Annotated in this window: 29 protein-coding genes; 1 reads left to right on the plus strand and 28 read right to left on the minus strand. The window is 61.3% G+C overall.

Translation table 11 applies throughout. From position 1 onward, the window contains the following. Nucleotides 1-94: 94 nt before the first annotated feature. The 22 genes from AB0N65_RS07930 to rpsJ all read right to left on the minus strand — a co-directional run bounded on the left by AB0N65_RS07930 (nucleotide 95) and on the right by rpsJ (nucleotide 11,936). Nucleotides 95-664 (minus strand): adenylate kinase, encoded by a 570-nt coding sequence (locus AB0N65_RS07930; RefSeq protein WP_364160009.1) that lies wholly within the window; start codon nucleotides 662-664, stop codon nucleotides 95-97. A gap of 5 nt (nucleotides 665-669) precedes the next feature. Then, complete coding sequence (gene secY / locus AB0N65_RS07935; RefSeq protein ID WP_364159875.1) at nucleotides 670-1,980, minus strand: preprotein translocase subunit SecY; 1,311 nt, start codon at nucleotides 1,978-1,980, stop codon at nucleotides 670-672. Between the two features lie 185 nt (nucleotides 1,981-2,165). Then, nucleotides 2,166-2,636, minus strand: coding sequence for a 50S ribosomal protein L15 (gene rplO, locus AB0N65_RS07940; RefSeq protein WP_364159877.1), 471 nt, complete (start codon nucleotides 2,634-2,636; stop codon nucleotides 2,166-2,168). Further along, nucleotides 2,636-2,842, minus strand: a complete 207-nt coding sequence (gene rpmD, locus AB0N65_RS07945; RefSeq protein ID WP_347108066.1) for a 50S ribosomal protein L30 — start codon at nucleotides 2,840-2,842, stop codon at nucleotides 2,636-2,638. The genes rplO and rpmD overlap by 1 nt, the downstream gene beginning before the upstream one ends. A 2-nt stretch (nucleotides 2,843-2,844) precedes the next feature. Beyond that, nucleotides 2,845-3,516, minus strand: coding sequence for a 30S ribosomal protein S5 (rpsE, locus tag AB0N65_RS07950; RefSeq protein ID WP_364159880.1), 672 nt, complete (start codon nucleotides 3,514-3,516; stop codon nucleotides 2,845-2,847). A 29-nt stretch (nucleotides 3,517-3,545) separates the two neighbouring features. Then, complete coding sequence (rplR, locus tag AB0N65_RS07955; RefSeq protein WP_364159882.1) at nucleotides 3,546-3,929, minus strand: 50S ribosomal protein L18; 384 nt, start codon at nucleotides 3,927-3,929, stop codon at nucleotides 3,546-3,548. A 3-nt stretch (nucleotides 3,930-3,932) separates the two neighbouring features. After that, on the minus strand, nucleotides 3,933-4,469 hold the full coding sequence (gene rplF / locus AB0N65_RS07960; protein WP_364159884.1) for a 50S ribosomal protein L6: 537 nt from the start codon (nucleotides 4,467-4,469) through the stop codon (nucleotides 3,933-3,935). 18 nt (nucleotides 4,470-4,487) lie between these two features. Further along, a complete protein-coding gene (rpsH, locus tag AB0N65_RS07965) occupies nucleotides 4,488-4,886 on the minus strand; it encodes a 30S ribosomal protein S8 (protein WP_364159886.1) in 399 nt (132 codons plus the stop codon). A gap of 78 nt (nucleotides 4,887-4,964) precedes the next feature. Next, nucleotides 4,965-5,543, minus strand: coding sequence for a 50S ribosomal protein L5 (rplE, locus tag AB0N65_RS07970; protein WP_364159888.1), 579 nt, complete (start codon nucleotides 5,541-5,543; stop codon nucleotides 4,965-4,967). Beyond that, nucleotides 5,543-5,902, minus strand: a complete 360-nt coding sequence (rplX, locus tag AB0N65_RS07975; RefSeq protein WP_347108073.1) for a 50S ribosomal protein L24 — start codon at nucleotides 5,900-5,902, stop codon at nucleotides 5,543-5,545. The genes rplE and rplX overlap by 1 nt, the downstream gene beginning before the upstream one ends. A 3-nt stretch (nucleotides 5,903-5,905) precedes the next feature. Then, nucleotides 5,906-6,274: a 50S ribosomal protein L14 gene (gene rplN / locus AB0N65_RS07980; RefSeq protein ID WP_043119386.1), complete on the minus strand. Its 369-nt coding sequence runs from the start codon at nucleotides 6,272-6,274 to the stop codon at nucleotides 5,906-5,908. Between the two features lie 351 nt (nucleotides 6,275-6,625). Next, complete coding sequence (gene rpsQ, locus AB0N65_RS07985; RefSeq protein WP_070350367.1) at nucleotides 6,626-6,922, minus strand: 30S ribosomal protein S17; 297 nt, start codon at nucleotides 6,920-6,922, stop codon at nucleotides 6,626-6,628. Beyond that, entirely contained in the window at nucleotides 6,919-7,227 is a 309-nt protein-coding gene (gene rpmC / locus AB0N65_RS07990) for a 50S ribosomal protein L29 (protein WP_364159891.1), read from the minus strand. Before rpmC ends, rpsQ begins: the two co-directional genes overlap by 4 nt. A 2-nt stretch (nucleotides 7,228-7,229) precedes the next feature. Next, nucleotides 7,230-7,646 carry a 50S ribosomal protein L16 gene (gene rplP, locus AB0N65_RS07995; protein ID WP_076801229.1) on the minus strand — a complete coding sequence of 139 codons (417 nt, stop codon included), beginning with the start codon at nucleotides 7,644-7,646 and terminating at the stop codon, nucleotides 7,230-7,232. After that, complete coding sequence (gene rpsC / locus AB0N65_RS08000) at nucleotides 7,647-8,468, minus strand: 30S ribosomal protein S3 (protein ID WP_364159894.1); 822 nt, start codon at nucleotides 8,466-8,468, stop codon at nucleotides 7,647-7,649. Continuing rightward, nucleotides 8,469-8,834, minus strand: a complete 366-nt coding sequence (gene rplV, locus AB0N65_RS08005) for a 50S ribosomal protein L22 (RefSeq protein WP_090817766.1) — start codon at nucleotides 8,832-8,834, stop codon at nucleotides 8,469-8,471. Nucleotides 8,835-8,872: 38 nt separating this feature from the next. Then, nucleotides 8,873-9,154: a 30S ribosomal protein S19 gene (gene rpsS / locus AB0N65_RS08010; protein ID WP_011775591.1), complete on the minus strand. Its 282-nt coding sequence runs from the start codon at nucleotides 9,152-9,154 to the stop codon at nucleotides 8,873-8,875. 12 nt (nucleotides 9,155-9,166) lie between these two features. Then, the gene (rplB, locus tag AB0N65_RS08015) at nucleotides 9,167-10,006 is read right to left on the minus strand and encodes a 50S ribosomal protein L2 (protein WP_021472409.1); all 840 of its coding nucleotides are present in this window, start codon (nucleotides 10,004-10,006) and stop codon (nucleotides 9,167-9,169) included. 29 nt (nucleotides 10,007-10,035) lie between these two features. Next, a complete protein-coding gene (rplW, locus tag AB0N65_RS08020; RefSeq protein WP_011775593.1) occupies nucleotides 10,036-10,341 on the minus strand; it encodes a 50S ribosomal protein L23 in 306 nt (101 codons plus the stop codon). Then, the gene (rplD, locus tag AB0N65_RS08025; RefSeq protein WP_223933977.1) at nucleotides 10,338-10,955 is read right to left on the minus strand and encodes a 50S ribosomal protein L4; all 618 of its coding nucleotides are present in this window, start codon (nucleotides 10,953-10,955) and stop codon (nucleotides 10,338-10,340) included. Before rplD ends, rplW begins: the two co-directional genes overlap by 4 nt. A 4-nt stretch (nucleotides 10,956-10,959) precedes the next feature. Continuing rightward, nucleotides 10,960-11,610 (minus strand): 50S ribosomal protein L3, encoded by a 651-nt coding sequence (gene rplC / locus AB0N65_RS08030; RefSeq protein WP_364159897.1) that lies wholly within the window; start codon nucleotides 11,608-11,610, stop codon nucleotides 10,960-10,962. A 17-nt stretch (nucleotides 11,611-11,627) separates the two neighbouring features. After that, entirely contained in the window at nucleotides 11,628-11,936 is a 309-nt protein-coding gene (gene rpsJ / locus AB0N65_RS08035) for a 30S ribosomal protein S10 (protein ID WP_003803825.1), read from the minus strand. A 384-nt stretch (nucleotides 11,937-12,320) separates the two neighbouring features. Here rpsJ and AB0N65_RS08040 point away from each other — a divergent pair, with 384 nt between their 5' ends. After that, complete coding sequence (locus AB0N65_RS08040) at nucleotides 12,321-13,772, plus strand: GH1 family beta-glucosidase (protein ID WP_364159899.1); 1,452 nt, start codon at nucleotides 12,321-12,323, stop codon at nucleotides 13,770-13,772. Between the two features lie 21 nt (nucleotides 13,773-13,793). Here the strand turns inward: AB0N65_RS08040 and AB0N65_RS08045 are convergent, their stop codons facing one another. The 6 genes from AB0N65_RS08045 to rpsL all read right to left on the minus strand — a co-directional run bounded on the left by AB0N65_RS08045 (nucleotide 13,794) and on the right by rpsL (nucleotide 22,700). Further along, complete coding sequence (locus AB0N65_RS08045) at nucleotides 13,794-13,919, minus strand: hypothetical protein (RefSeq protein WP_364159901.1); 126 nt, start codon at nucleotides 13,917-13,919, stop codon at nucleotides 13,794-13,796. A 28-nt stretch (nucleotides 13,920-13,947) separates the two neighbouring features. Continuing rightward, a complete protein-coding gene (locus AB0N65_RS08050; protein WP_364159903.1) occupies nucleotides 13,948-18,093 on the minus strand; it encodes a hypothetical protein in 4,146 nt (1,381 codons plus the stop codon). 156 nt (nucleotides 18,094-18,249) lie between these two features. Continuing rightward, nucleotides 18,250-19,440: an elongation factor Tu gene (gene tuf, locus AB0N65_RS08055; RefSeq protein ID WP_021472401.1), complete on the minus strand. Its 1,191-nt coding sequence runs from the start codon at nucleotides 19,438-19,440 to the stop codon at nucleotides 18,250-18,252. Between the two features lie 229 nt (nucleotides 19,441-19,669). Beyond that, the gene (gene fusA / locus AB0N65_RS08060; RefSeq protein WP_364159905.1) at nucleotides 19,670-21,784 is read right to left on the minus strand and encodes an elongation factor G; all 2,115 of its coding nucleotides are present in this window, start codon (nucleotides 21,782-21,784) and stop codon (nucleotides 19,670-19,672) included. 69 nt (nucleotides 21,785-21,853) lie between these two features. Then, complete coding sequence (rpsG, locus tag AB0N65_RS08065) at nucleotides 21,854-22,324, minus strand: 30S ribosomal protein S7 (RefSeq protein WP_021472399.1); 471 nt, start codon at nucleotides 22,322-22,324, stop codon at nucleotides 21,854-21,856. Nucleotide 22,325: 1 nt separating this feature from the next. Then, a complete protein-coding gene (rpsL, locus tag AB0N65_RS08070; protein WP_009358312.1) occupies nucleotides 22,326-22,700 on the minus strand; it encodes a 30S ribosomal protein S12 in 375 nt (124 codons plus the stop codon). Between the last annotated feature and the right edge of the window lie 463 nt (nucleotides 22,701-23,163).

Raw genomic sequence — 23,163 nt, forward strand, 5'->3', positions numbered from 1 at the left:
CTCTGCCGCGAAACGAAAAAGGGTGTGTCCCGCACCATGGTACGGGACACACCCTTCACTCCACCGCCGGAAGACCGGCTATGTGGAAAACCGCTTAGACAGCCTTTGCCGACTCGATTGCCGTCAGCACGCGGTCGGTAACTTCGTCGATGCCGCCGATGCCATCAACCTGCGTGAGGATGCCGCGCTCAGCGTACTTTGCCACTACAGCCTCGGTCTGCTCGTGGTAGAGGTCCAGCCGGTGACGGATGACGGCTTCATTGTCGTCGGAGCGTCCGGTTTCCTTCGCACGGCCAAGGAGGCGGGTCACCAGTTCTTCATCGTCCGCGGTCAGCTGGAGCACGACGTCGAGCACCTGCTCACCTTCAGCGAGGATCTGGTCGAGGTAGTCAACCTGCGCGGTGGTCCGGGGGTAACCGTCCAGCAGGAAACCGTTCTCCACGTCGTCCTGGCTGAGACGGTCCCGAACCATGTTGTTCGTGACGCTGTCCGGGACAAAGTCCCCGGCGTCCATGTACTTCTTCGCTTCGATGCCCAACGGGGTTTGACCCTTGACGTTGGCACGGAAGATGTCGCCGGTGGAGATGGCAACCACGCCGAGGCGCTCGGAAATCCGTTCAGCCTGCGTACCCTTGCCTGAACCCGGAGGTCCAATGATCAGCATTCTCGTCATCGCAAAAGCCCTTCGTAGTGACGTTGTTGTAGCTGCGCATCAATCTGCTTGACGGTCTCCAGGCCGACACCCACCATGATCAGGATTGACGTGCCACCAAACGGGAAGTTCTGGTTGGCGTTGATCAGGACGAGTGCCACCAGCGGAATCAACGCCACGAAGCCCAGGTAGAGGGCTCCAGGCAAGGTGATCCTGGAAAGCACGTACTGCAGGTAGTCCGCGGTCGGTTTACCCGCCCGGATGCCCGGAATGAACCCGCCGTACTTCTTCATGTTGTCCGACACTTCTTCAGGGTTGAAGGTGATGGCTACATAGAAGTAGGTGAAGAACACGATCATGGCGAAGTAGAGCGCCATGTAGATGGGGTGGTCGCCACGGGTGAGGTTGTTGTTGATCCACTCAACCCACGGCGCCATCTGCTCTCCTGCAGCGGGCTGGTTGAACTGCGCAATCAGGCCCGGCAGGTACAGCATGGAGGAAGCGAAGATGACGGGCACGACGCCGGCCATGTTCACCTTGATGGGAATGTAGGTACTCGTGCCGCCCACGGTGCGGCGTCCGATCATGCGCTTGGCGTACTGGACCGGGACGCGGCGCTGCGATTGCTCCACGAAAACCACCAGCGCGACCGTCAGCAGGCCGACAGCAAGGACGGTGAAGAAGGTCGCCGGGCCCTTCGACTCCCAGATGGCACCGAGCGAACCCGGGAAGCTGGCAGCGATGGAGGTGAAGATGAGCAGCGACATACCGTTGCCCACACCCTTTTCCGTGACGAGCTCGCCCATCCACATGATGAGGCCGGTGCCGGCCGTCAACGTGATGATGATCAGGATGGTGGCGATGATGCTCTCATCCGGGATGATGGGCAGGTTGCAGCCAGGCAGCAACTGGCCGGATCGCGCCAACGACACCAGCGTGGTTGCGTTCAGGAGGCCCAGCGCAATGGTGAGGTAACGGGTGTACTGGGTCAGCTTTGACTGCCCCGATGCGCCCTCTTCGTAGAGCTGCTGGAACCGGGGAATGACTACCCGGAGCAACTGCACGATGATGCTCGCCGTAATGTAGGGCATGATGCCCAGGGCAAAAACGGAAACCTGCAGCAACGCGCCGCCACTGAAGAGGTTCACCAGTTGGTAAATCCCCTGCGAGGTGTCACCGGTAATCAAGCATTGCTGGACATTCTGGTAGTTCACACCAGGCGAGGGGATGAAAGCTCCCAAGCGGAAGATTGTGATGATTCCCAGCGTGAACAACAACTTGCGTCGCAAATCAGGCGTCCGAAACGCCCGGCCGAATGCGCTTAGCAAGCGTCCTCCTGAGTTGAAAGTACAAGGATGTGGATGGGCTCAATGAAACCCAACAACCGAGTCTAGCTGCTTGTGACGCCGTCGTAATAATCGAGAGTCCACAATCACGAAAAAAATCCCGGTAAACGGGGCCGAAGCCCCGCGTACCGGGATCTTTTTACAGCGGGAATCCGCTCCACTGACTCTTAGAGAGCAGTGGTGCTTCCGCCTGCTGCAGCAATCTTTTCAGCAGCGCTGGAAGAGAAAGCGTGGGCGGTGACGTCGACCTTGACGGTGATGTCGCCGGTGCCCAGCACCTTGACGGGCTGGTTCTTGCGAACGGCACCCTTCTCCACGAGGGACTCAACGGTAACAGCGCCACCTTCCGGGAACAGCTCGTTGAGCTTGTCCAGGTTCACGACCTGGAACTCAACCCGGAACGGGTTCTTGAAGCCGCGCAGCTTCGGCAGGCGCATGTGCAGCGGCAGCTGGCCGCCGGCAAAGCCAGCCTTAACCTGGTAGCGGGCCTTCGTACCCTTGGTACCACGACCGGCGGTCTTACCCTTGGAGCCTTCACCACGACCAACACGGGTCTTGGCGGTCTTGGCACCAGGAGCAGGACGCAGGTGGTGGACCTTCAGGGCGTTCTGCTTTTCAGCGGTCTCGTTCTCTGCCATTACTTCGCCTCCTCAACATTCACGAGGTGCGGAACCGTGTTGAGCATTCCAACGGTCACGGCGTCGGCGTCACGGACAACGGTGTGTCCGATGCGCTTCAGGCCGAGGGACCGAAGGGTGTCGCGCTGGTTCTGCTTGGCGCCAATGACGCCCTTGATCTGGGTGATCTCCAACTTTGCGTCGGAGGGAGTCAGGTTCTTAGCCATGACTAGACACCTGCCTTCTGGTTCTGGAGCGCGCGCACCAGAGCAACAGGAGCAACCTCGTCCAGCGGCAGGCCACGGCGGGCAGCCACGGAAGCGGGCTCTTCGAGCTGCTTCAGGGCGTCAACGGTCGCGTGGACGATGTTGATCGCGTTGGAGGAACCGAGCGACTTGGAGAGGATGTCGTGGATACCCACGCACTCCAGTACGGCGCGGACCGGACCACCGGCGATAACACCGGTACCGGCGGAAGCCGGGCGAAGCAGGACAACGCCTGCAGCAGCCTCACCCTGCACGCGGTGCGGGATGGTGCTGCCAACGCGGGGAACGCGGAAGAAGGACTTCTTGGCCTCTTCAACGCCCTTTGCGATAGCAGCAGGAACTTCCTTGGCCTTGCCGTAGCCAACGCCGACCAGTCCGTTACCGTCACCAACGACGACGAGTGCGGTGAAGCTGAAGCGACGACCACCCTTGACGACCTTGGCAACGCGGTTGATGGTTACAACGCGCTCTACGAACTGGCTCTTCTCGGCTTCACGGCCGCCATCGCGGCCACCACGGCCACCACGGTCGCCGCGGCCCTGGCCACGCTCGCCGCGCTCGCCACGACGTCCGCCGCGGCGGTCATCGGTAGCGGCAGCGGTCTCAGTTGCTTCAGCAGCTACAGCTTCAGTCACCTGAATGTCCTTTTCGTTATTTTCAGCGGTCACAGTGCCAGCCCACCTTCGCGGGCACCGTCAGCGACGGCGGCGATGCGGCCGTGGTACTTGTTACCGCCACGGTCGAAGACAACAGCTTCGATACCGGCAGCCTTGGCACGCTCGGCAACGAGTTCACCAACGCGCTTGGCCTTGGCAGTCTTGTCTCCGTCGAATGCGCGAAGGTCAGCTTCCAGGGTGGAAGCGTAAGCCACGGTTACACCCTTGCTGTCATCGACAACCTGGACGAATACGTGACGTGCCGAACGGTTGACGACCAGACGAGGACGTACAGCCGTACCGGTGATGCGCTTGCGGATACGAAGCTGGCGACGGCTGCGGGCAGCAGACTTGCTCTTGTTCGAACGCTTCTTGTTAATTGCGATGGCCATGGTTTACTTACCAGCCTTTCCGACCTTGCGGCGGATGACTTCGCCGGCGTAACGGACACCCTTGCCCTTGTAGGGGTCGGGCTTGCGCAGCTTGCGAATGTTGGCAGCAACCTCGCCGACCTGCTGCTTGGAGATACCCGAAACCGAGAGCTTGGTGGGGCCCTCTACCGCGAAAGTGATGCCTTCCGGAGCAGAGACGTTGACCGGGTGGCTGTAGCCCAGAGCGAACTCCAGGTCAGCGCCCTTGGCCTGAACGCGGTAACCGGTACCGACGATTTCAAGCTTCTTCTCGTAGCCCTCGGTGACGCCCTGGATCATGTTGGCGATCAGGGTACGGGTCAAGCCGTGCAGCGAACGCGAGTTGCGCTCGTCGTTCGGGCGGGTGACCGTCAGGGTGTTCTCGTCCAGGGAAACCTCGATCGGGCTGGCTACAGTGTGGCTCAGCTCGCCCTTGGCACCCTTGACGCTGATGACCGAGCCATCGAGCTTGACCTCAACGCCGGCAGGAACGGTGATGGGGAGACGTCCAATACGTGACATTATTCTCTTCCTTTCCCGTTACCAGACGTACGCGAGGACTTCGCCGCCCACGCCCTTCTTGCCGGCCTGCTTGTCAGTCAGGAGGCCGGAAGAGGTGGACAGGATTGCGATACCCAGGCCACCCAGCACGTGAGGCAGGTTGGTGGACTTCGCGTAAACGCGGAGGCCGGGCTTGGAGATGCGGCGGACACCAGCGATCGAACGCTCGCGGTTCGGACCGAACTTGAGGCTGATGGTCAGCTTCTTGCCAACCTCTGCGTCCTCTTCCTTCCAGTCAGCGATGAAACCTTCTGCCTTCAGGATGTCGGCAACGCGTGCCTTCAGCTTGCTGTACGGCATGGTCACGGACTCGTGGTATGCCGAGTTTGCATTGCGCAGACGCGTGAGCATGTCTGCGACAGGATCTGTCATAGTCATTTGGGCTATAGCCCTTCCTCGTAACGGTTTCCGCTGCGCTTGCTCTTACGAGCCGGCGCTGCCGGACCTGTTACGTAGTTAGTCTTCAGTCTTGAACGGGAAACCAAGCGCCTTGAGCAGCGCGCGGCCTTCGTCGTCGGTCTTGGCAGTGGTAACGACAGTGATGTCCATACCGCGTACGCGGTCGATGGCATCCTGGTCGATTTCGTGGAACATAACCTGCTCGGTCAGACCGAAGGTGTAGTTGCCGTTGCCATCGAACTGCTTGCCGTTGAGGCCGCGGAAGTCACGGATACGCGGCAGTGCCAGCGATACCAGACGGTCCACGAATTCCCACATGCGGTCGCCACGCAGGGTTGCGTGTGCGCCGATCGGCATGCCTTCGCGCAGCTTGAACTGTGCGATCGACTTGCGGGCCTTGGTTACCTGCGGCTTCTGGCCGGTGATCAGGGTGAGGTCGCGGACGGCGCCGTCGATCAGCTTGGAGTCCTTGGCGGCATCTCCAACACCCATGTTCACAACAACCTTCACGAGGCGGGGAACCTGGTTCACGTTCGTGTAGTTGAACTCGTCCTGCAGGGACTTCTTGATGGTCTCTGCGTACTTCGTCTTCAGACGCGGAACGATCTTCACTGGAGTCTCGAGAGTCTCAGTCATTAGATGTCCTTCCCGGTGGCCTTGGACACGCGGATACGAACGGTCTTGGTACGGCCGTCCTTCTCAACGGTGTCGAGACGGAAACCAACGCGGGTCGGCTTCTTGGTGGACGGGTCAACCAGAGCAACGTTGGAAACGTGGATCGGTGCCTCAACGACCTCGATGCCACCGGTCTTGGTGCCGCGCTGCGACTGACCGACCTTGGTGTGCTTGGTAACGCGGTTGATGCCCTCTACCAAAACGCGGTTGGTGGCGGGGAATACGCGCAGGACCTTGCCCTGCTTGCCGCGGTCTCCGCCGCGTTCCTGCTTGGCGCCGGTGATGACCTGAACGAGGTCACCCTTCTTGATCTTAGCCATGGACTAAAGCACCTCCGGGGCCAGCGAAACGATCTTCATGAACTTCTTGTCGCGAAGTTCACGACCAACCGGGCCGAAGATACGGGTACCACGGGGGTCACCGTCGTTCTTCAGGATCACAGCTGCGTTCTCGTCAAACTTGATGTAGGAACCATCCGCACGGCGGCGTTCCTTCTTGGTACGAACGACGACAGCCTTGACGACGTCGCCCTTCTTTACGTTTCCGCCCGGAATAGCGTCCTTGACGGTTGCGACGATGACGTCGCCAATGCCTGCGTAGCGACGACCGGATCCACCGAGAACGCGAATGGTAAGGATTTCCTTAGCACCCGTGTTGTCGGCGACCTTGAGTCGCGACTCCTGCTGAATCAATTTTTACTCCTTGCGTCGCGCCGGTTCTCAGACCGAAATCATGCATACGGAATGAGCCTTGCGGAACGGTTGATCGGGGTGTCTCTCGACCTGCCTGGATTTTGCCAGAACAGGCCTAAACGCCCGTGCCACAAGCATCAGCTTCCCTTGCAGAAAACCCTGCTCGGGGCAGTATGCAGTGGCACGATTGTTTACGAGGTGGTGAATGACGCACATAAGGCGCCATACAAACTCAATATCTTAGCACGTTTCCTGCGTCAAGCCGAAACGGCAGAAAAGCGGAAAGGGCCCGCGCTCCCAAGGAACGCGGACCCTTTCCTGAATCCCCTCCGGGCATGCCCGGCAGCGGATTTACTTGGCCTTTTCGAGGATCTCCACCAGGCGCCACCGCTTGGTAGCGGACAGCGGGCGGGTCTCGGCGATGAGGACGAGGTCGCCGATGCCGGCGGTGTTCTCTTCGTCGTGAGCCTTGATCTTCGAGGTGCGGCGAATAACCTTGCCGTACAGAGCGTGCTTCACGCGGTCTTCAACCTGGACAACGATGGTCTTTTCCATCTTGTCAGAGACAACGTAGCCGCGACGCGTCTTACGGTAACCGCGCTGTTCAGCGCTGGCTGCTGCTTCCGTCACAGTTTCCTTCTCGCTCACTTGGCGTCCTCTCCGGCTTCAGACTTCTCTGCAGCCTTCTTGGACTTCTTTTCTTCCTTGGCTTCCACAACCGGTGCGGCAACCTCGGCACGAATGCCCAGCTCGCGCTCACGCAGAACGGTGTAGATGCGTGCAATGTCCTTCTTTACTGCACGCAGGCGACCGTGGTTCTCCAGCTGGCCGGTGGCGGACTGGAAACGCAGGTTGAACAGCTCTTCCTTGGACTTGCGGAGTTCTTCAACGAGACGCTCGTTGTCGAAACCGTCCAGCTGTGCGGGTGCGAGATCCTTCGACCCTACTGCCATTTCTATTCACCACCTTCGCGACGCACAATGCGTGCCTTCAACGGGAGCTTGTGGATTGCAAGGCGCAGTGCCTCGCGAGCTACCTCTTCATTGACACCGGAGAGTTCGAAGAGAACCCGGCCCGGCTTGACGTTTGCGACCCACCATTCCGGAGAACCCTTACCGGAACCCATACGGGTTTCGGCAGGCTTCTTCGTCAGCGGACGGTCCGGGTAGATGTTGATCCAGACCTTACCGCCACGCTTGATGTGGCGGGTCATCGCGATACGAGCGGACTCGATCTGACGGTTGGTCACGTATGCCGGGCTCAGGGCCTGGATACCGAACTCACCGAAGCTGACCTTGGTGCCGCCCGTTGCAGCGCCGGAACGACCCGGGTGGTGCTGCTTACGGTGCTTGACTCGACGTGGGATAAGCATTTAAGCCTGTCCTCCTTCTGCTGCCGGAGCAGCAGCTTCAGCGGCCGGTGCTTCAACGGCAGCAGGTGCTGCCTCAGCTGCCGGACGGTCGTTACGACGACGGCGGTCGCCACCCGGGCGGCCCGGACGGTCTCCTGCGCGGCCACGGGACGGAGCGGCAGCTGCCTGCTGAGCCAGTTCCTTGGCGGTTACGTCACCCTTGTAGATCCAAACCTTCACACCGATGCGGCCGAAGGTGGTCTTGGCTTCGTAGAAGCCGTAGTCGATGTTCGCGCGGAGAGTGTGCAGGGGCACACGGCCTTCGCGGTAGAACTCCGAGCGGGACATTTCTGCGCCACCCAGACGGCCCGAGCAAGCAACACGGATGCCCTTGGCACCTGCGCGCTGAGCGGACTGCATGGCCTTCTTCATCGCACGGCGGAAAGCCACGCGGGAAGTCAGCTGCTCTGCAATGCCCTGGGCAACAAGCTGTGCTTCCATCTCAGGGTTCTTGACCTCGAGGATGTTCAGCTGAACCTGCTTGCCGGTGAGCTTTTCGAGTTCGCCGCGGATGCGGTCTGCCTCGGCGCCGCGGCGGCCGATGACAATGCCCGGGCGTGCCGTGTGGATGTCCACGCGGACGCGGTCACGGGTGCGCTCGATCTCGACCTTGGCGATGCCGGCGCGCTCCATGCCGGTGGACATGAGCTGGCGGATCTTGATGTCCTCGCGGACGAAGTCCTTGTAGCGCTGTCCCGGCTTGTTGCTGTCAGCAAACCAGTGCGAAACGTGGTCGGTGGTGATGCCGAGTCGGAACCCGTGCGGGTTTACTTTCTGTCCCACTTAGCGAGCCTCCTCTTTCTCCGGGGTTGCGACGACCACGGTGATGTGGCTGGTCCGCTTCCTAATGCGGTAGGCGCGGCCCTGGGCACGCGGCTGGAACCGCTTCATGGTCGGGCCTTCATCAACGAATGCTTCGCTGATGAACAGGTCGCTGTCGTCGAATGCAACGCCGTCACGGTCCGCGAGGACGCGTGCGTTGGCCATTGCCGACTGAAGTACCTTGAATACCGGCTCCGAAGCTGCCTGCGGGGCAAACTTCAGAATTGCCAGAGCCTCATTCGCTTGCTTGCCACGAACAAGGTTGACGACGCGCCGGGCCTTCATAGGCGTTACGCGGATGTGACGCGCAATAGCCTTGGCTTCCATTGCTTTCCTTCTCTCGTCTAAGACGTAAAGCCAGGCGCCTAGCGGCGCTTGCCCTTACGGTCGTCCTTAACATGGCCGCGGAATGTCCGCGTAGGAGCGAATTCGCCGAGCTTGTGCCCGACCATCGACTCAGTGACAAACACCGGGATGTGCTTGCGTCCGTCGTGTACGGCGATCGTGTGCCCGAGCATGTCGGGGATGATCATCGAACGGCGGGACCAGGTCTTGATGACGTTCTTGGTGCCCTTATCGTTTTCCCGTGCGACCTTCACAAAGAGGTGCTGGTCAACGAAAGGACCTTTTTTCAGGCTGCGTGGCATGTGTCCAGGCTCCTATCGCTTGTTCTTGCCAGTACGGCGGCGACGAACAATAAGCTTGTCGCTCTCTTTGTTCGGACGGCGGGTGCGGCCCTCGGGCTTGCCGTTCGGGTTGACCGGGTGACGTCCACCGGAAGTCTTACCTTCACCACCACCGTGCGGGTGGTCAACCGGGTTCATGGCTACACCACGGACGGTCGGGCGAACGCCCTTCCAGCGCATACGGCCGGCCTTGCCCCAGTTGATGTTCGACTGCTCGGCGTTGCCGACCTCGCCGACGGTTGCGCGGCAGCGCACGTCAACGTTGCGGATTTCGCCGGAGGGCAGGCGCAGCTGCGCGAAGCGGCCTTCCTTGGCAACGAGCTGAACCGAGGCACCTGCGGAGCGGGCCATCTTGGCGCCGCCACCCGGACGCAGTTCAACAGCGTGGATAACGGTACCCACGGGGATGTTGCGCAGCGGCAGGTTGTTGCCCGGCTTGATGTCAGCGTCGGGGCCAGCCTCGACGAAGTCACCCTGGGACAGCTTGTTCGGAGCGATGATGTAACGCTTGGTGCCATCAACGTAGTGCAGGAGGGCGATGCGAGCCGTACGGTTCGGATCGTACTCGATTTCGGCAACGCGGGCGTTGATGCCGTCCTTGTCGTGACGACGGAAGTCGATCAGACGGTACTGGCGCTTGTGCCCACCACCCTTGTGGCGGGTGGTGATCTTACCGGTGTTGTTACGGCCGCCGGTCTTGTGCAGCGGACGCAGCAACGACTTCTCCGGAGTCGACCGCGTGATTTCAGCGAAGTCGGCTACGCTCGAGCCACGACGGCCCGGGGTAGTCGGCTTGTATTTACGGATTCCCATAATTTATTTCCTCGTTAAAGTGGTCTCCGCTACGCGAGCGGACCGCCGAAGATGTCGATTGTGCCTTCTTTGAGGGTGACAATGGCACGCTTGGTGCTCTTGCGCTGTCCCCAGCCGAATTTGGTGCGCTTGCGCTTACCGGCACGGTTGATGGTGTTGATCGAGTCAACCTTGACGGAGAAGATCTTCTCCACGGCCAGCTTGATCTCGGTCTTGTTCGAGCGAGGATCCACCAGGAAGGTGTACTTGCCTTCGTCGATCAGACCGTAGCTCTTTTCCGAAACGACGGGTGCAAGCACGACGTCGCGCGGATCCTTGATGGTGGTTACGCTCACTTGGAGGCCTCCTCGTTCTTGGCCTTGTCAGCGACGAACGCCTCGAAAGCAGCCTTGGTGAAGACCACGTCGTCGGAGATCAGCACGTCGTAGGTGTTCAGCTGGTCTGCGTACAGAACGTGAACATCTGCGAGGTTGCGCACGGAGAGTGCAGCAACGTCGTTGGCGCGCTCGATCACAACGAGCAGGTTCTTGCGCTCGGAGACTGCACGCAGCGAGGCCAGTGCTTCCTTGGCGGACGGCTTGGTGCCGGCCACCAGTTCAGCGATGACGTGGATGCGGCCGTTGCGGGCGCGGTCAGAGAGGGCGCCGCGGAGAGCAGCAGCCTTCATCTTCTTGGGGGTGCGCTGGCTGTAGTCACGCGGAGTCGGTCCGTGGACAACGCCACCGCCGGTCATGTGAGGAGCACGGATGGAACCCTGACGGGCGCGGCCGGTGCCCTTCTGCTTGAACGGCTTGCGACCGGCACCGGAAACCTCGGCGCGGGTCTTGGTCTTGTGGGTTCCCTGGCGGGCAGCAGCGAGCTGGGCGACGACGACCTGGTGCAGCAGCGGCACGTTGGTCTGGACGTCGAAGATCTCTGCAGGCAGGTCAACCTTGACAGTGCTAGTCATTTAACTAGGCTCCCTTCACGGCGGAACGTACGAGTACGACCTGGCCGCGGGCGCCGGGGACGGCACCCTTGATAAGGAGCAGCGACTTCTCAACGTCAACGGCGTGAACCGTGAGGTTCAGCGTGGTGTGACGCACGGCGCCCATGCGGCCGGCCATTTTCAGACCCTTGAAGACGCGGCTCGGGGTGGATGCGCCACCGATGGAGCCAGGCTTACGGTGGTTCTTGTGGGCACCGTGGGAAGCGCCAACACCGGAGAAGCCGTGACGCTTCATAACACCGGCGAAGCCCTTACCCTTGGAGGTGCCGACGACGTCGATCTTCTGGCCGGCTTCGAAGATCTCAACGGAGAGCTCCTGGCCCAGCTCGTAGGATGCGGCGTCTGCGGTACGCAGTTCGACGACGTGGCGGCGAGGGGTGACGCCTGCCTTTTCAAAGTGACCAGCCAGCGGCTTGGTGACCTTGCGGGGGTCGATCTGGCCGTAGCCGATCTGGACGGCGACGTAGCCATCGGTCTCCGCGTTGCGGAGCTGCGTGATGACGTTGGAGTCAGCCTGGACGACAGTTACCGGGATGAGCTTGTTGTTCTCGTCCCAGACCTGGGTCATGCCGAGCTTCGTGCCCAGCAGGCCCTTTACGTTACGGGTTGCGGTCATAGTCTCTCAGCACCTCCCTAGAGCTTGATTTCGATGTTCACGTCAGCCGGCAGGTCGAGACGCATGAGCGAGTCAACAGCCTTCGGCGTGGGGTCGATGATGTCGATCAGACGCTTGTGAGTACGCATTTCGAAGTGCTCACGGCTGTCCTTGTACTTGTGCGGAGAGCGGATAACGCAGTACACGTTCTTCTCCGTCGGCAGCGGCACCGGGCCGACTACCGTTGCGCCTGCGCGCGTGACCGTCTCAACGATCTTCCGCGCTGAAACATCAATGACCTCGTGGTCATATGACTTCAGCCGGATGCGGATTTTTTGTCCCGCCATGTCGCCTGACTCTCTTTCAGCTAGTGCTGCTCTAGTTAGGGCTGCTCTGTTTACTTACCTGTTGATGTGGCCGCCGAAGCGTTTGAGGATGTACCACCACACGCCGCACAAGCTGAATCCGGATGTTTCCGGGTTCCTCAACCTGCCGGCGCACCGACCCCCGCGGTCGGGCGTGTCGCGATTTTCACGCAAACTCGACCGCATTCCATGGGGTTCAGGGTTATGTTTGGGCTTCAGCCTGGACCCTGACACCCGGCATTATCCGGATCGGGACACGAAGAAGCGCTTGAACAACTCATCCAGTATGCCGGAATTAACGGGCAAAGGCCAATCGGCCCCACGGGAAGCATTGCCACGGTGGCCTGTGGCTGTGGATGATGGATCATGAACGTCCGGGATACGGGTTCCGTGGAAGATTTGGCAGCGCGCCTGCGCCCGGGGTTCACGCTGGGGGTCGCGTCGGCTGCCTTCCAGATCGAAGGCGCGTTAACGGCCGACGGGCGGGGCCCGTCAGGGTGGGATGCCTTCGCCGAAAAGCCCGGCGCAATCATCGACGGCAGTTCCCCTGCCATAGCCTGCGACCACTATAACCGCGCCGACGAGGACATCGCCCTGATGCAGGAGCTCGGTATTGATTCATACCGTTTCTCCTTGTCGTGGCCACGGATCCAACCTGACGGTCAAGGTGCCATCAACCAACGCGGCCTGGACTTCTACGATCGCTTGCTGGACAAGCTCCTCGCCGCCGGCATCTCCCCCATGGTCACGCTGTATCACTGGGACACGCCGCTTCCCCTCGAACATTCCGGAGGCTGGCTGAACAGGGCAACTGCAGAGCGGTTCGCCGCATACTGCTCGGTGGCCGCAGAGCGCTTCGGCGACAGGGTTGAACGTTGGGTCACCGTGAATGAGCCTGTCTCGGTGACTTTGCAAGGGTACGCCTTGGGAGCCCACGCCCCCGGCCGGGAGTTGCTGTTCGACTGCTTGCCCGCCGCGCACCATCAGCTGCTTGCCCATGGGATGGCGGTGCAGGCACTTCGCGCGGCCGGCGTCGCAGGCGAGATAGGGATCTCCAACATGCACTCCCCCGTTCGTCCAGCCACCAACAAGCTTTCCGACAGGCTCATGGCCGAAGCCCTGGACCTCATTCTCAACCGCATCTACGCAGATGCAGTGCTCTTGGGGCAATACCCCAGGCCACCGTGGCCGATGCGGCCCTGGTTCCGCTCCCTGGGCCCTGTCCAGGAAGGGGATCTGGACATCATCAGCCAGCCGTTGGATTTCTATGGGCTCAATTACTACTACCCCCTGAAGGTGGCCTCAGGACGTGGTCCGGCAGAGATTCCCACAGGAACGGCCGAGGAGATGGTCAATGTTCCCTTCCACCTTGCGGTGTATCAGGAGTACGAAACCACCGGCTTTGGCTGGCCCGAGGCTCCGGAGCAGCTGGAGGTGCTGCTCCAGGAGATGAAGGAACGGTATGGGGAGTCGCTTCCTCCCCTGTACATCACCGAAGGGGGCGCAAGCTTCCCCGAGCCGTCGCACGTGGAGGGCCCGGTGGAGGACACGAACCGGATCGCCTACCTCGCAGACCACCTGGGCCACGCCCTGACAGCGACGGGCCCCGGAGGGCCCGCCGAAGGAATCGATCTAAGGGGCTATTACGTGTGGACCCTGCTGGACAACTTCGAGTGGGCCGCGGGCTTCTCGCAGCGCTTCGGCTTGGTCCACGTGGACTTCGAAACGTTGGAACGAACGCCGAAGGAGTCGTTCTATTGGTTCCGTGCACTCAACCACGCACGCCACCACGTCCAGCAACACCACGACGTTCCTTAGCCCGGGCGGGTTAAATCGTGATTACTTGTTCTTGTTGGCCCGGTTGATGCGCTTGGCGCGGTCGATCTCGTTGCGGAAGTACTTTCGTCCCCACAGCACGCCGCCACCGATGGCCGCGATGACTGCCAGGAAAATCAGGAATTCCATGCTGGGCTCCTCTCTGTCGAGTGCAACACTATCCGATTCCCTCGCGGCTCCGCGCAGGTGGTCCGTCGCTGGTAGGGGCCTCCGGGTTTGCCTTCCCCAACTGCGATGATGGGTTACGGTTCAAACGCCACACAGCAAGAACGATCAGTGCGAGGGCTACAAGCGCCAACATGGCATAGGCGTACGAACGCAAAGCCCACATGATGCTGAGGGCAGTGCCCGCCGCACCCCACCACACCAGTACGCGCTCCCCCAGCAGCAAGCCGGCAGCCAGCAAGACCACATGTGCCACCAGCACATAGAGTTGCTGCGACGCAGTGCCACCCAGGACCGTTCCCAGTGACGTCAGGGACAGCAGGCCGGCAGCGAGACACATCCGTAGACGCCCCTCTTTCCGTTGGGCCCTGTTGTAGCGCAGCCCTGCCATAACAGCGACCGCTATGACGTACCACTGCGCTATCCAGAACCACTCCACTACGGAACGATCCACGAACAACAGCGACCTTTGAAGGGCCGCGACAAAAGCCAGGCCGGCGACCTCGGCCACAACCCACTTGCCGTATGGTGCCTCGACCACCACGAGCGCCCCGGCGGCCAGAACCAACACGGTGCCGAGGATGGCGGTTTCGTCATGGACCAGGCCTACTATCGCGGTAACTGCGAGCCCGATGGCGGCCGTGGCAGCAAGGGAATTCCTCCTCCACGGGTCACGGAGAATGACCGGTGCCCCATACCGCCTGACCGCGTACATGCCCGCCGCGCTGCCAGCTCCTCCAACTAGCCACGGCAAGAAGGCTGTCCACACGCTGCCTGGAAGACTTTGCGTCAAACCTTCGACGGCGGGAACCGCTCCTACCAGCGTGAAGGGCGCGGCGGCAGCATACAGGGACGGCGCTCCTTCCAGATGGGAAGCCGCGTACAGCACCAGTGCCAACACCAACGCGGCGAGACCGGTCAAGGCGGAGGAAACATCCAGGGCCAGGAAACCGCCCACGCCAGTGAACGTGAGCGCAGCGATCAGCCAGAGCCACCGTTCGTCGGCGCCTGCACCGGTAACGATGGCCGAATGCCGGGACGGGCCGATACAGCGCGCAACAACAGTGGCCACAGCAAGAAGGAGCAACACCACCGGCACCAGCGACTCGCTCAGTAACGGCCGGGATAGCCAGGTAACCGACGGGAAGATGAGTGCCGGGCCCGCCGCGACCACGGCCGTGGTGACAGCCACCACGCCCAAGTACCGGGTTCCCCGGACACCTGGAACACGCCTCGCCACTTCCGCGGCAGCCGGGACGAGCGCAAGCTCGAAAAGAAGAACCCAGCGACCGCCGTCGTCGTAATTTCGCCCAAGCAGATAGACGAAAGGCAGGGCAAGCTGCGCCCCGAGGGTAACCCACGCGGACACGCGCTGGAAAGGCACATCGGGCAGCCTTCGCCGTAGAAGCCACGGCACGGCAGGCTGCAGGATGAGCACCACTGCAATGGTCACCGAGACAGCAGCCGGGGAATGCGTGAGGTCGCCAACGATGACAGCCAATAGGGCGGATGACAGAACCCTTACACCGGCGAAGTAGGCGCCACGGGCCACACGATGCCGTACCGAAGCCGCCATGTAGCAGCCGTACGCGGCGAAGATGCCCAAGAGGAATTCCACGTCCCGGATGTTCCCTGCCCGCAGTGCCAGGAGCAGCACCAGGGCCGCAGGAGCGAAAACCCACCCTTGCTTGGTATCGCGCAGGAAGATCCCGGCCGTTGCGGCTGCCAGGGCTGTCACAACAGCGGCAACTCCAGGCTGCCAATCGCCACGCAGACCTCTTTCACCCACTATGGAGGTGATGGTCAGGACGATGGCGCCTGCTGCCATCACCGTCACCAAAACCCCGGCATCGACAACGGATGCACGAGGGTGACGCCGCCGGCTGTTTGAAAGCAGCGGCAGCCACAGTTGCAGGGCCGCAACCAGGACAACCACAAGGGTGGTTGACGGAATCTCGCCCGCGATTCGCGGACTCAGTCCATGCCGGGTCGCATCTATATACACCGATGCTGCAAGCAAAGTGCCCGCGGCCCGCGCCAACCACCAATAGCACTTGCGGTGAAGGGAAGGGTTGATCCGGAATGCCATTCCGGCAAGATAGGCGATCGTTGCCAGGACCACAGTGTTGGCCAGCGTCAGAGACACGGCAACAAGCGCCACGGTCCCTGCCACAACTGACATGGCCGGCGCCAGCAGCTCAGCAACTGTGGCACGCCACAGCCTGACCGGTCCGCGATCTCGTGAGTAAGGGAACATCAATGCGCCCGACGCCAACGCTGCAGCAACCACCGCAATCACAGCAGCCGTCACAACCGCATCTCCGCTTCCGGCCTCGATGACCGGCAAGATGAGGAGGCCCACCACCGCGACCCCTCCGAAGCCCGCGGCCGAAACATCGGGCCGCGGCGTCGTCACGCCGATGCGCACCAGAACAGCGCCGAGCACTTGCTGGATGCCCGCCGCCACCACCAATCCCAGGAGCGAAAACGCCACCCGGTCGCCCGCTCCGTCAAAGAGGCCGGCAACAACGAACGGAACGGCTCCTGTCAACGAAATGCGTCCTGCGAGCACCAAGTAGCCGTGGAAGGGTGCCTGCCTAACCATGGCTCGCAGGAACCAATACACAGCCGCCGACAACAGGAGCAACGAAACCGGCCACGCACCCAGCAAAGCCACGAACGGAATGGTCACGCCGAGCACCGCTGCCGGGGAAAACTCTGCCCCGTGACCCAACTTCCAGCCCGCCACCATCGCAGACAGCATGGTGATGGCCAATGGCGTGGAGGCCGGCACATCAAATGAGCCAAGAGCCAGCACAACCATCAGGATCACGGATCCGATGACCTGGAGCGCCAAGCAGGAGATGGCGTCGTTCCACCAGATGCGGGGAACCAACCTGTTCCCGCCGAACGCAACAGCAACCGACTGGACGCCGAGGCAAACCACCGCCGCCAGCATGACGTGCGTGGCATCCGAGGACACATCCCAGACCAAGCCGAGTACAGCCAACGTGAGGGCAGTCCGCGAAGCATAGAAATGCTGGAGCCGGAATTTTGCCCGCGGTACGAAGACCATCACCGCGAAGTAGATCCCACACATCGCCATCACCATGGCGTACTCCCCCTTCGCCAGAAACTGCGGCATGCACGTCACGGCCACCGCAACCAGGGGCACCACGAAGGGATGCAGCGTCATCACTGGACGGAGGAAGAGCGGAGGGAGCCACCTTGGACTCAACAGGGCCATGAGTGTGAGCAGGATAGCCATACCAATGAGTGCCGTGAAGTACCACACCAGGGCACCGCCCAAGACGGACACCCCGGACCATGCAGTGGAAATAACGAAGGTCAGGGAAAGGAAAGCCAGGACCTTGTTATCAAGGCGGAGGGCCGCGTACGTGTAAGCAAGCGTTCCAAGGATCGAGGTCACGAGCCATGCCGCAGGACCGTTGTGGAGGGCGAAGTTATACATAGCGAGCCCAGTCACAGGAATCAGCGCCAAGCCGGTGCCGACAAATGCGATAGCCGCTGGCCGCAAGCGGGGCACGCGGGCGTGGATCACCATTCCACAGACGTAGAACAAGGCAGTGATACAGCAGATCCCCACGAACCGGAGGAGCTCCGGAAGACTCGTACCCAAAAACAAGGCTCCAGCCGCTACGAGCAACAAGCTGGCCACGTAAAGCGTGATGTTGATGTTTTGTTGGTCTCGTTTTGCCTTTCGGACTGCTGCCGCCTCCGCTGACTCCTGCGGTGATGGCCGCGGAACAGTCAAGGGCTGCGGACGCAGTGCCGACGGGCGGCCCTGCGCTCCACCCGGAACGTACGACGGCGGCTGCGTCGACGGAGCGGGAAAGAGCAGCGGTTGCCGGAGGGGCGCAGGTGGGGCCGGCGCAGCAGCGGCCGGGGCCTGTGTGTGAATCTGCGGTTGTATCCGGGTCCTGGGAGTGGTTCGGTACCCCTGGGCTTTCGCATCCTTCCACCCTGCAAGGTGTCCGGCGAGGAATCCCGCATGGTAAGCGGCGGCTTCGCGGGCTTGGGCTCCGCCCGCCCCTTGCTTACGTCCCTTGCCAACGCCCGCCACAAAGCCCAGCAGGGCTGCGATGGCCAGCAGGATCAATACCAGCACTGCGGTCATGGGGACTCCTCGATCGTGCGGGCAAGGTTTTACCCAGTTTTTATCCATTCGATAGATAAATGGTAGCAAAGAAGAACCCCACCGCAGAAGCGGTGGGGTTCTTCTTGTGGGTAACTTTCCGGCAGGCCGGAAGATTGCCCGATCTACAAGCAGAGACTACTTGATGATCTTGGTAACACGTCCCGAACCAACGGTGCGGCCACCTTCACGGATAGCGAACCCGAGGCCCTCTTCCATAGCGATCGGCTGGATGAGCTCAACGGTCATCTCAGTGTTGTCGCCGGGCATAACCATTTCCGTGCCCTCGGGCAGGGTGATAACGCCGGTAACGTCCGTCGTACGGAAGTAGAACTGCGGGCGGTAGTTCGAGTAGAACGGGTTGTGGCGTCCGCCTTCGTCCTTGGAAAGGATGTAGACGTTCGCCTCGAAGTCGGTGTGCGGGGTGATGGAACCCGGCTTGACGACAACCTGGCCACGCTCGACATCGTCGCGCTTCAGACCACGGAGCAGGAGGCCACAGTTCTCGCCGGCCCATGCTTCGTCGAGCTGCTTGTGGAACATCTCGATACCGGTAACGGTGGTCTTCTGGATCGGGCGGATACCGACGATCTCGACCTCGGAGTTGATCGCGAGGGTACCACGCTCGGCGCGGCCCGTAACAACGGTGCCACGGCCGGTGATGGTGAAGACGTCTTCGATCGGCATCAGGAACGGCTTGTCGCGGTCACGAACGGGGTCCGGAACGGACTCGTCGACAGCTGCCATCAGATCCTGAACGGACTTGACCCAAACCGGGTCGCCTTCCAGAGCCTTCAGACCGGAAACGCGAACAACAGGAGCGTCGTCACCGTCGAAGCCCTGCGAGCTCAGGAGCTCACGAACTTCCATTTCAACGAGGTCGAGGAGTTCCTCGTCCTCAACCATGTCCGACTTGTTCAGTGCGACCAGCAGGTAGGGAACACCAACCTGGCGGGCGAGCAGAACGTGCTCACGGGTCTGGGCCATCGGACCATCGGTTGCGGCAACCACGAGGATTGCGCCGTCCATCTGGGCAGCACCGGTGATCATGTTCTTGATGTAGTCAGCGTGACCCGGGGCGTCAACGTGTGCGTAGTGACGCTTCTCGGTCTGGTACTCCACGTGGGAGATGTTGATGGTAATACCGCGCTGGCGCTCTTCCGGAGCAGAGTCGATGGACGCGAAGTCGCGCTGCTCGTTGAGATCCGGGTACTGGTCGTACAGCACCTTGGAAATGGCGGCAGTCAGCGTCGTCTTACCGTGGTCAACGTGACCGATGGTGCCGATGTTGACGTGCGGCTTAGTCCGCTCGAACTTTGCCTTTGCCACAGGTTCCTCCTAGAACGATTTCAAGTGACGTGCTCCTCGGCCGCGCTTTTCGCGGCAGAAACTCTAGCAAGTCTACTTGGGGGCTTGGTTTTGGTGAAATTGCAGATTCAGGAACCAATCTTAGTTCCTAGAGCCTGTTCGCGCAGGGGCCGGGCCGCAGCTTTCGCCGCAGCCCGCCCCACACGCTGAGATGCCTTCCCGGAACCGGAACTGCATCCGATCCGGGTGATTACTCGCCGCGGGTCTTCTGGATGATCTCGTCGGCTACAGCCTTCGGGACCTCCGCGTAGCTGTCGAACGTCATCGAGTACACAGCGCGACCCTGGGTCTTGGACCGGAGGTCACCGATGTAGCCGAACATTTCGGACAGCGGCACGTTCGCACGGACCACCTTCACGCCCGCAGCATCTTCCATGGACTGGATCATGCCACGGCGGGAGTTGAGGTCACCGATGACGTCGCCCATGTATTCCTCAGGGGTACGCACCTCGACGGCCATCAGCGGTTCGAGCAGGACGGGGTTGGCCTTGCGGGCACCTTCCTTGAACACCTGGGAACCGGCGATCTTGAACGCCATTTCCGAGGAGTCGACGTCGTGGTAGGCACCATCGATCAGGCTGGCCTTGACGCCTACCATCGGGTAGCCGGCAAGGATACCGAACTGCATGGCATCCTGGATACCAGCGTCAACGGAGGGGATGTATTCACGAGGAATACGGCCACCGGTGACCTTGTTTTCGAACTCGTAGAAGGTACCGTCCGTGGTTTCCAGCGGCTCGAAGGAGACCTGGACCTTTGCGAACTGACCCGAACCACCAGTCTGCTTCTTGTGGGTGTAGTCAACCTTCTCCACAGCGCGCTTGATGGTTTCGCGGTAAGCAACCTGCGGCTTGCCGACGTTGGCCTCAACCTTGAATTCGCGGCGCATACGGTCAACGAGGATGTCCAGGTGGAGTTCACCCATACCCGCGATAACGGTCTGGCCGGTTTCTTCGTTGAGGGAGACCTGGAAGGTCGGGTCCTCAGCGGAGAGCTTCTGGATGGCGGTGGAGAGCTTCTCCTGGTCACCCTTGGTGTTCGGCTCGATCGCGACAGAGATTACGGGCTCCGGGAAGCTCATGGACTCGAGGACGATCTGGTTCGCGGGATCGCACAGGGTGTCACCGGTGGTGGTGTCCTTCAGGCCGATCGCAGCGTAGATGTGGCCGGCGGTAGCGCCCTCAACAGGCATTTCCTTGTTGGCGTGCATCTGGAACAGCTTGCCGATGCGCTCCTTCTTGCCCTTGGTGGAGTTGACCACCTGGGCACCGGAATCGACGTGACCGGAGTACACGCGGATGAAGGTGAGCTGGCCGAAGAAGGGGTGCGCGGCGATCTTGAACGCAAGAGCGGAGAACGGCTCGTCAGCGGCAGGCTTACGGGTCAGTTCCTTCTCTTCGTCGCGGGGATCGTGGCCGATCATCGCGGGAACGTCCAGCGGGTTCGGCAGGAAGTCAACAACAGCGTCAAGCATCGGCTGGACACCGCGGTTCTTGAAGGCAGAGCCACAGAAGACCGGGTAGAGCTCGGAGTTGATGGTCATCTTGCGGATGCCGGCCTTGAGCTCTTCGAGGGTGAGTTCTTCACCTTCGAGGTACTTCTCCATGAGTTCCTCGGAAGCCTCTGCAACAGTCTCAACGAGCTGCGCACGGTATTCCTCGGCCTTTTCCTTGAGGTCTGCAGGAATTTCCTGGACTTCGTAGGAAGCACCCATGGTCACGTCGCCCTTGGCGTCGCCGGGCCAAACCAGCGCACGCATTTCAAGGAGGTCCACGACGCCGACGAAGTCGTTCTCGGAACCAATCGGCAGCTGCATGACCAGCGGCTTGGCACCAAGGCGGGAAACGATGGTGTCAACGGTGAAGTAGAAGTCAGCGCCGAGCTTGTCCATCTTGTTGACGAAGCAGATACGCGGAACGTTGTACTTGTCAGCCTGGCGCCAAACAGTCTCGGACTGCGGCTCCACGCCTTCCTTGCCGTCGAACACGGCAACTGCACCGTCGAGGACGCGCAGGGAGCGCTCAACCTCAACCGTGAAGTCCACGTGGCCCGGGGTGTCGATGATGTTGATCTGGTTCTTGTTCCAGAAACAGGTCACGGCCGCGGACGTGATGGTGATGCCGCGTTCCTTTTCCTGCTCCATCCAGTCGGTCGTCGAAGCGCCGTCGTGCGTTTCGCCGATCTTGTGGTTCACACCCGTGTAGAACAGGATGCGCTCGGTAGTGGTGGTCTTGCCGGCATCGATGTGGGCCATGATGCCGATATTGCGGACCTTGTTAAGGTCGGTAAGCACGTCCTGTGCCACGGGGTCTCCCTTTCGGATGGACTACACGTTCGCCGCCGGCTCGGTTGAGCCGGCGGCGTCCGGGAAGTTTTACCAGCGGTAGTGTGCGAAGGCCTTGTTGGACTCGGCCATCTTGTGGGTGTCTTCGCGACGCTTGACAGCGGCACCGAGACCGTTGGATGCGTCCAGGATTTCGTTCTGGAGACGCTCGGTCATCGTCTTTTCGCGGCGGGCCTTGGAGTAGCCCACGAGCCAACGCAGAGCGAGGGCGGTGGAGCGACCCGGCTTGACCTCAACCGGAACCTGGTAGGTGGCGCCACCAACACGGCGGGAGCGCACCTCGAGGGAAGGCTTGACGTTGTCCATGGCCTTCTTCAGGGCTGCGACGGGGTCGCCGCCCGTCTTGGCGCGGGCACCTTCGAGGGCACCGTAAACGATGCGCTCAGCGGTGGACTTCTTGCCGTCGATGAGGACCTTGTTGATCAGCTGGGTGACCAACGGGGAGCCGTAGACGGGATCTGAAACGAGCGGCCGCTTCGGGGCCGGACCCTTGCGAGGCATATTACTTCTTCTCCATCTTTGCGCCGTAGCGGCTGCGGGCCTGCTTGCGGTTCTTGACACCCTGGGTGTCGAGGGCACCACGGACGATCTTGTAGCGGACACCCGGGAGGTCCTTCACACGACCACCACGGACGAGCACGATGGAGTGCTCCTGCAGGTTGTGGCCAACACCGGGGATGTAGGCGGTAACTTCAACACCACCGTTGAGGCGCACACGTGCGACCTTACGAAGAGCCGAGTTCGGCTTCTTCGGGGTGGTGGTGTAAACGCGGGTGCAAACACCGCGGCGCATCGGGCTGCCCTTCAGCGCGGGAGCCTTGGTCTTGGAGACCTTCGGCGTGCGGCCCTTGCGGACCAGCTGGTTAATCGTAGGCACTTTCGTGTTCTCCGTTGTTTGATCTCTGCCCCCACACACAGGCGCCAGCCGGTGTAAACGTGGGAACTTTGGCGTTGCTCATGCGGCCGGCCGAAACATCCGGTAGGCGTGCAAAAGTGCGGCATTCGTTGCGCATGTTGCCCGCAACCCGGAAACAGGCTCCACCCAGCACCATGAGAACAAAACCAAAATGATGCTGCGGCGGCCTTCATCCACTGCCACACAGAACAATTACCAAAATTCTAGCACGGCTTGATCTGGCGCCTTAATCGGGTGTATGGAGGACGACGGCGGAAGCTGCGTGCCGCCGTCGTCCTCCCCGCCCCCGGGTCACCGCGCGAACGGCACCTTTAACGGGACAGGCCCCGCGCTTGAAGCGCGGGGCCTGACCTTTGAACGACTGCCAAGGGCAGGGCGGCAGGGTCCCTACGTGGCGCGGAACGCGACACGAAAGGGCCCGCCG

Origin of the sequence: Paenarthrobacter sp. NPDC089322, from assembly GCF_040684895.1 — a bacterium.
Lineage (GTDB): Bacteria > Actinomycetota > Actinomycetes > Actinomycetales > Micrococcaceae > Arthrobacter.

What these genes read in the sequence shown, in the direction of transcription:
- AB0N65_RS07930 (WP_364160009.1), bottom strand. Translation starts at nt 664, where the DNA reads ATGCTGATCATTGGACCTCCGGGTTCAGGCAAGGGTACGCAGGCTGAA.
- rplO (WP_364159877.1), bottom strand. Translation starts at nt 2,636, where the DNA reads ATGGCAGAGAACGAGACCGCTGAAAAGCAGAACGCCCTGAAGGTCCAC.
- rpmD (WP_347108066.1), bottom strand. Translation starts at nt 2,842, where the DNA reads ATGGCTAAGAACCTGACTCCCTCCGACGCAAAGTTGGAGATCACCCAG.
- rplR (WP_364159882.1), bottom strand. Translation starts at nt 3,929, where the DNA reads ATGGCCATCGCAATTAACAAGAAGCGTTCGAACAAGAGCAAGTCTGCT.
- rplF (WP_364159884.1), bottom strand. Translation starts at nt 4,469, where the DNA reads ATGTCACGTATTGGACGTCTCCCCATCACCGTTCCTGCCGGCGTTGAG.
- rpsH (WP_364159886.1), bottom strand. Translation starts at nt 4,886, where the DNA reads ATGACTATGACAGATCCTGTCGCAGACATGCTCACGCGTCTGCGCAAT.
- rplE (WP_364159888.1), bottom strand. Translation starts at nt 5,543, where the DNA reads ATGACTGAGACTCTCGAGACTCCAGTGAAGATCGTTCCGCGTCTGAAG.
- rplX (WP_347108073.1), bottom strand. Translation starts at nt 5,902, where the DNA reads ATGGCTAAGATCAAGAAGGGTGACCTCGTTCAGGTCATCACCGGCGCC.
- rpmC (WP_364159891.1), bottom strand. Translation starts at nt 7,227, where the DNA reads ATGGCAGTAGGGTCGAAGGATCTCGCACCCGCACAGCTGGACGGTTTC.
- rplP (WP_076801229.1), bottom strand. Translation starts at nt 7,646, where the DNA reads ATGCTTATCCCACGTCGAGTCAAGCACCGTAAGCAGCACCACCCGGGT.
- rplV (WP_090817766.1), bottom strand. Translation starts at nt 8,834, where the DNA reads ATGGAAGCCAAGGCTATTGCGCGTCACATCCGCGTAACGCCTATGAAG.
- rpsS (WP_011775591.1), bottom strand. Translation starts at nt 9,154, where the DNA reads ATGCCACGCAGCCTGAAAAAAGGTCCTTTCGTTGACCAGCACCTCTTT.
- rplB (WP_021472409.1), bottom strand. Translation starts at nt 10,006, where the DNA reads ATGGGAATCCGTAAATACAAGCCGACTACCCCGGGCCGTCGTGGCTCG.
- rplD (WP_223933977.1), bottom strand. Translation starts at nt 10,955, where the DNA reads ATGACTAGCACTGTCAAGGTTGACCTGCCTGCAGAGATCTTCGACGTC.
- rplC (WP_364159897.1), bottom strand. Translation starts at nt 11,610, where the DNA reads ATGACCGCAACCCGTAACGTAAAGGGCCTGCTGGGCACGAAGCTCGGC.
- rpsJ (WP_003803825.1), bottom strand. Translation starts at nt 11,936, where the DNA reads ATGGCGGGACAAAAAATCCGCATCCGGCTGAAGTCATATGACCACGAG.
- AB0N65_RS08040 (WP_364159899.1), top strand. Translation starts at nt 12,321, where the DNA reads ATGAACGTCCGGGATACGGGTTCCGTGGAAGATTTGGCAGCGCGCCTG.
- AB0N65_RS08045 (WP_364159901.1), bottom strand. Translation starts at nt 13,919, where the DNA reads ATGGAATTCCTGATTTTCCTGGCAGTCATCGCGGCCATCGGTGGCGGC.
- AB0N65_RS08050 (WP_364159903.1), bottom strand. Translation starts at nt 18,093, where the DNA reads ATGACCGCAGTGCTGGTATTGATCCTGCTGGCCATCGCAGCCCTGCTG.
- rpsG (WP_021472399.1), bottom strand. Translation starts at nt 22,324, where the DNA reads ATGCCTCGCAAGGGTCCGGCCCCGAAGCGGCCGCTCGTTTCAGATCCC.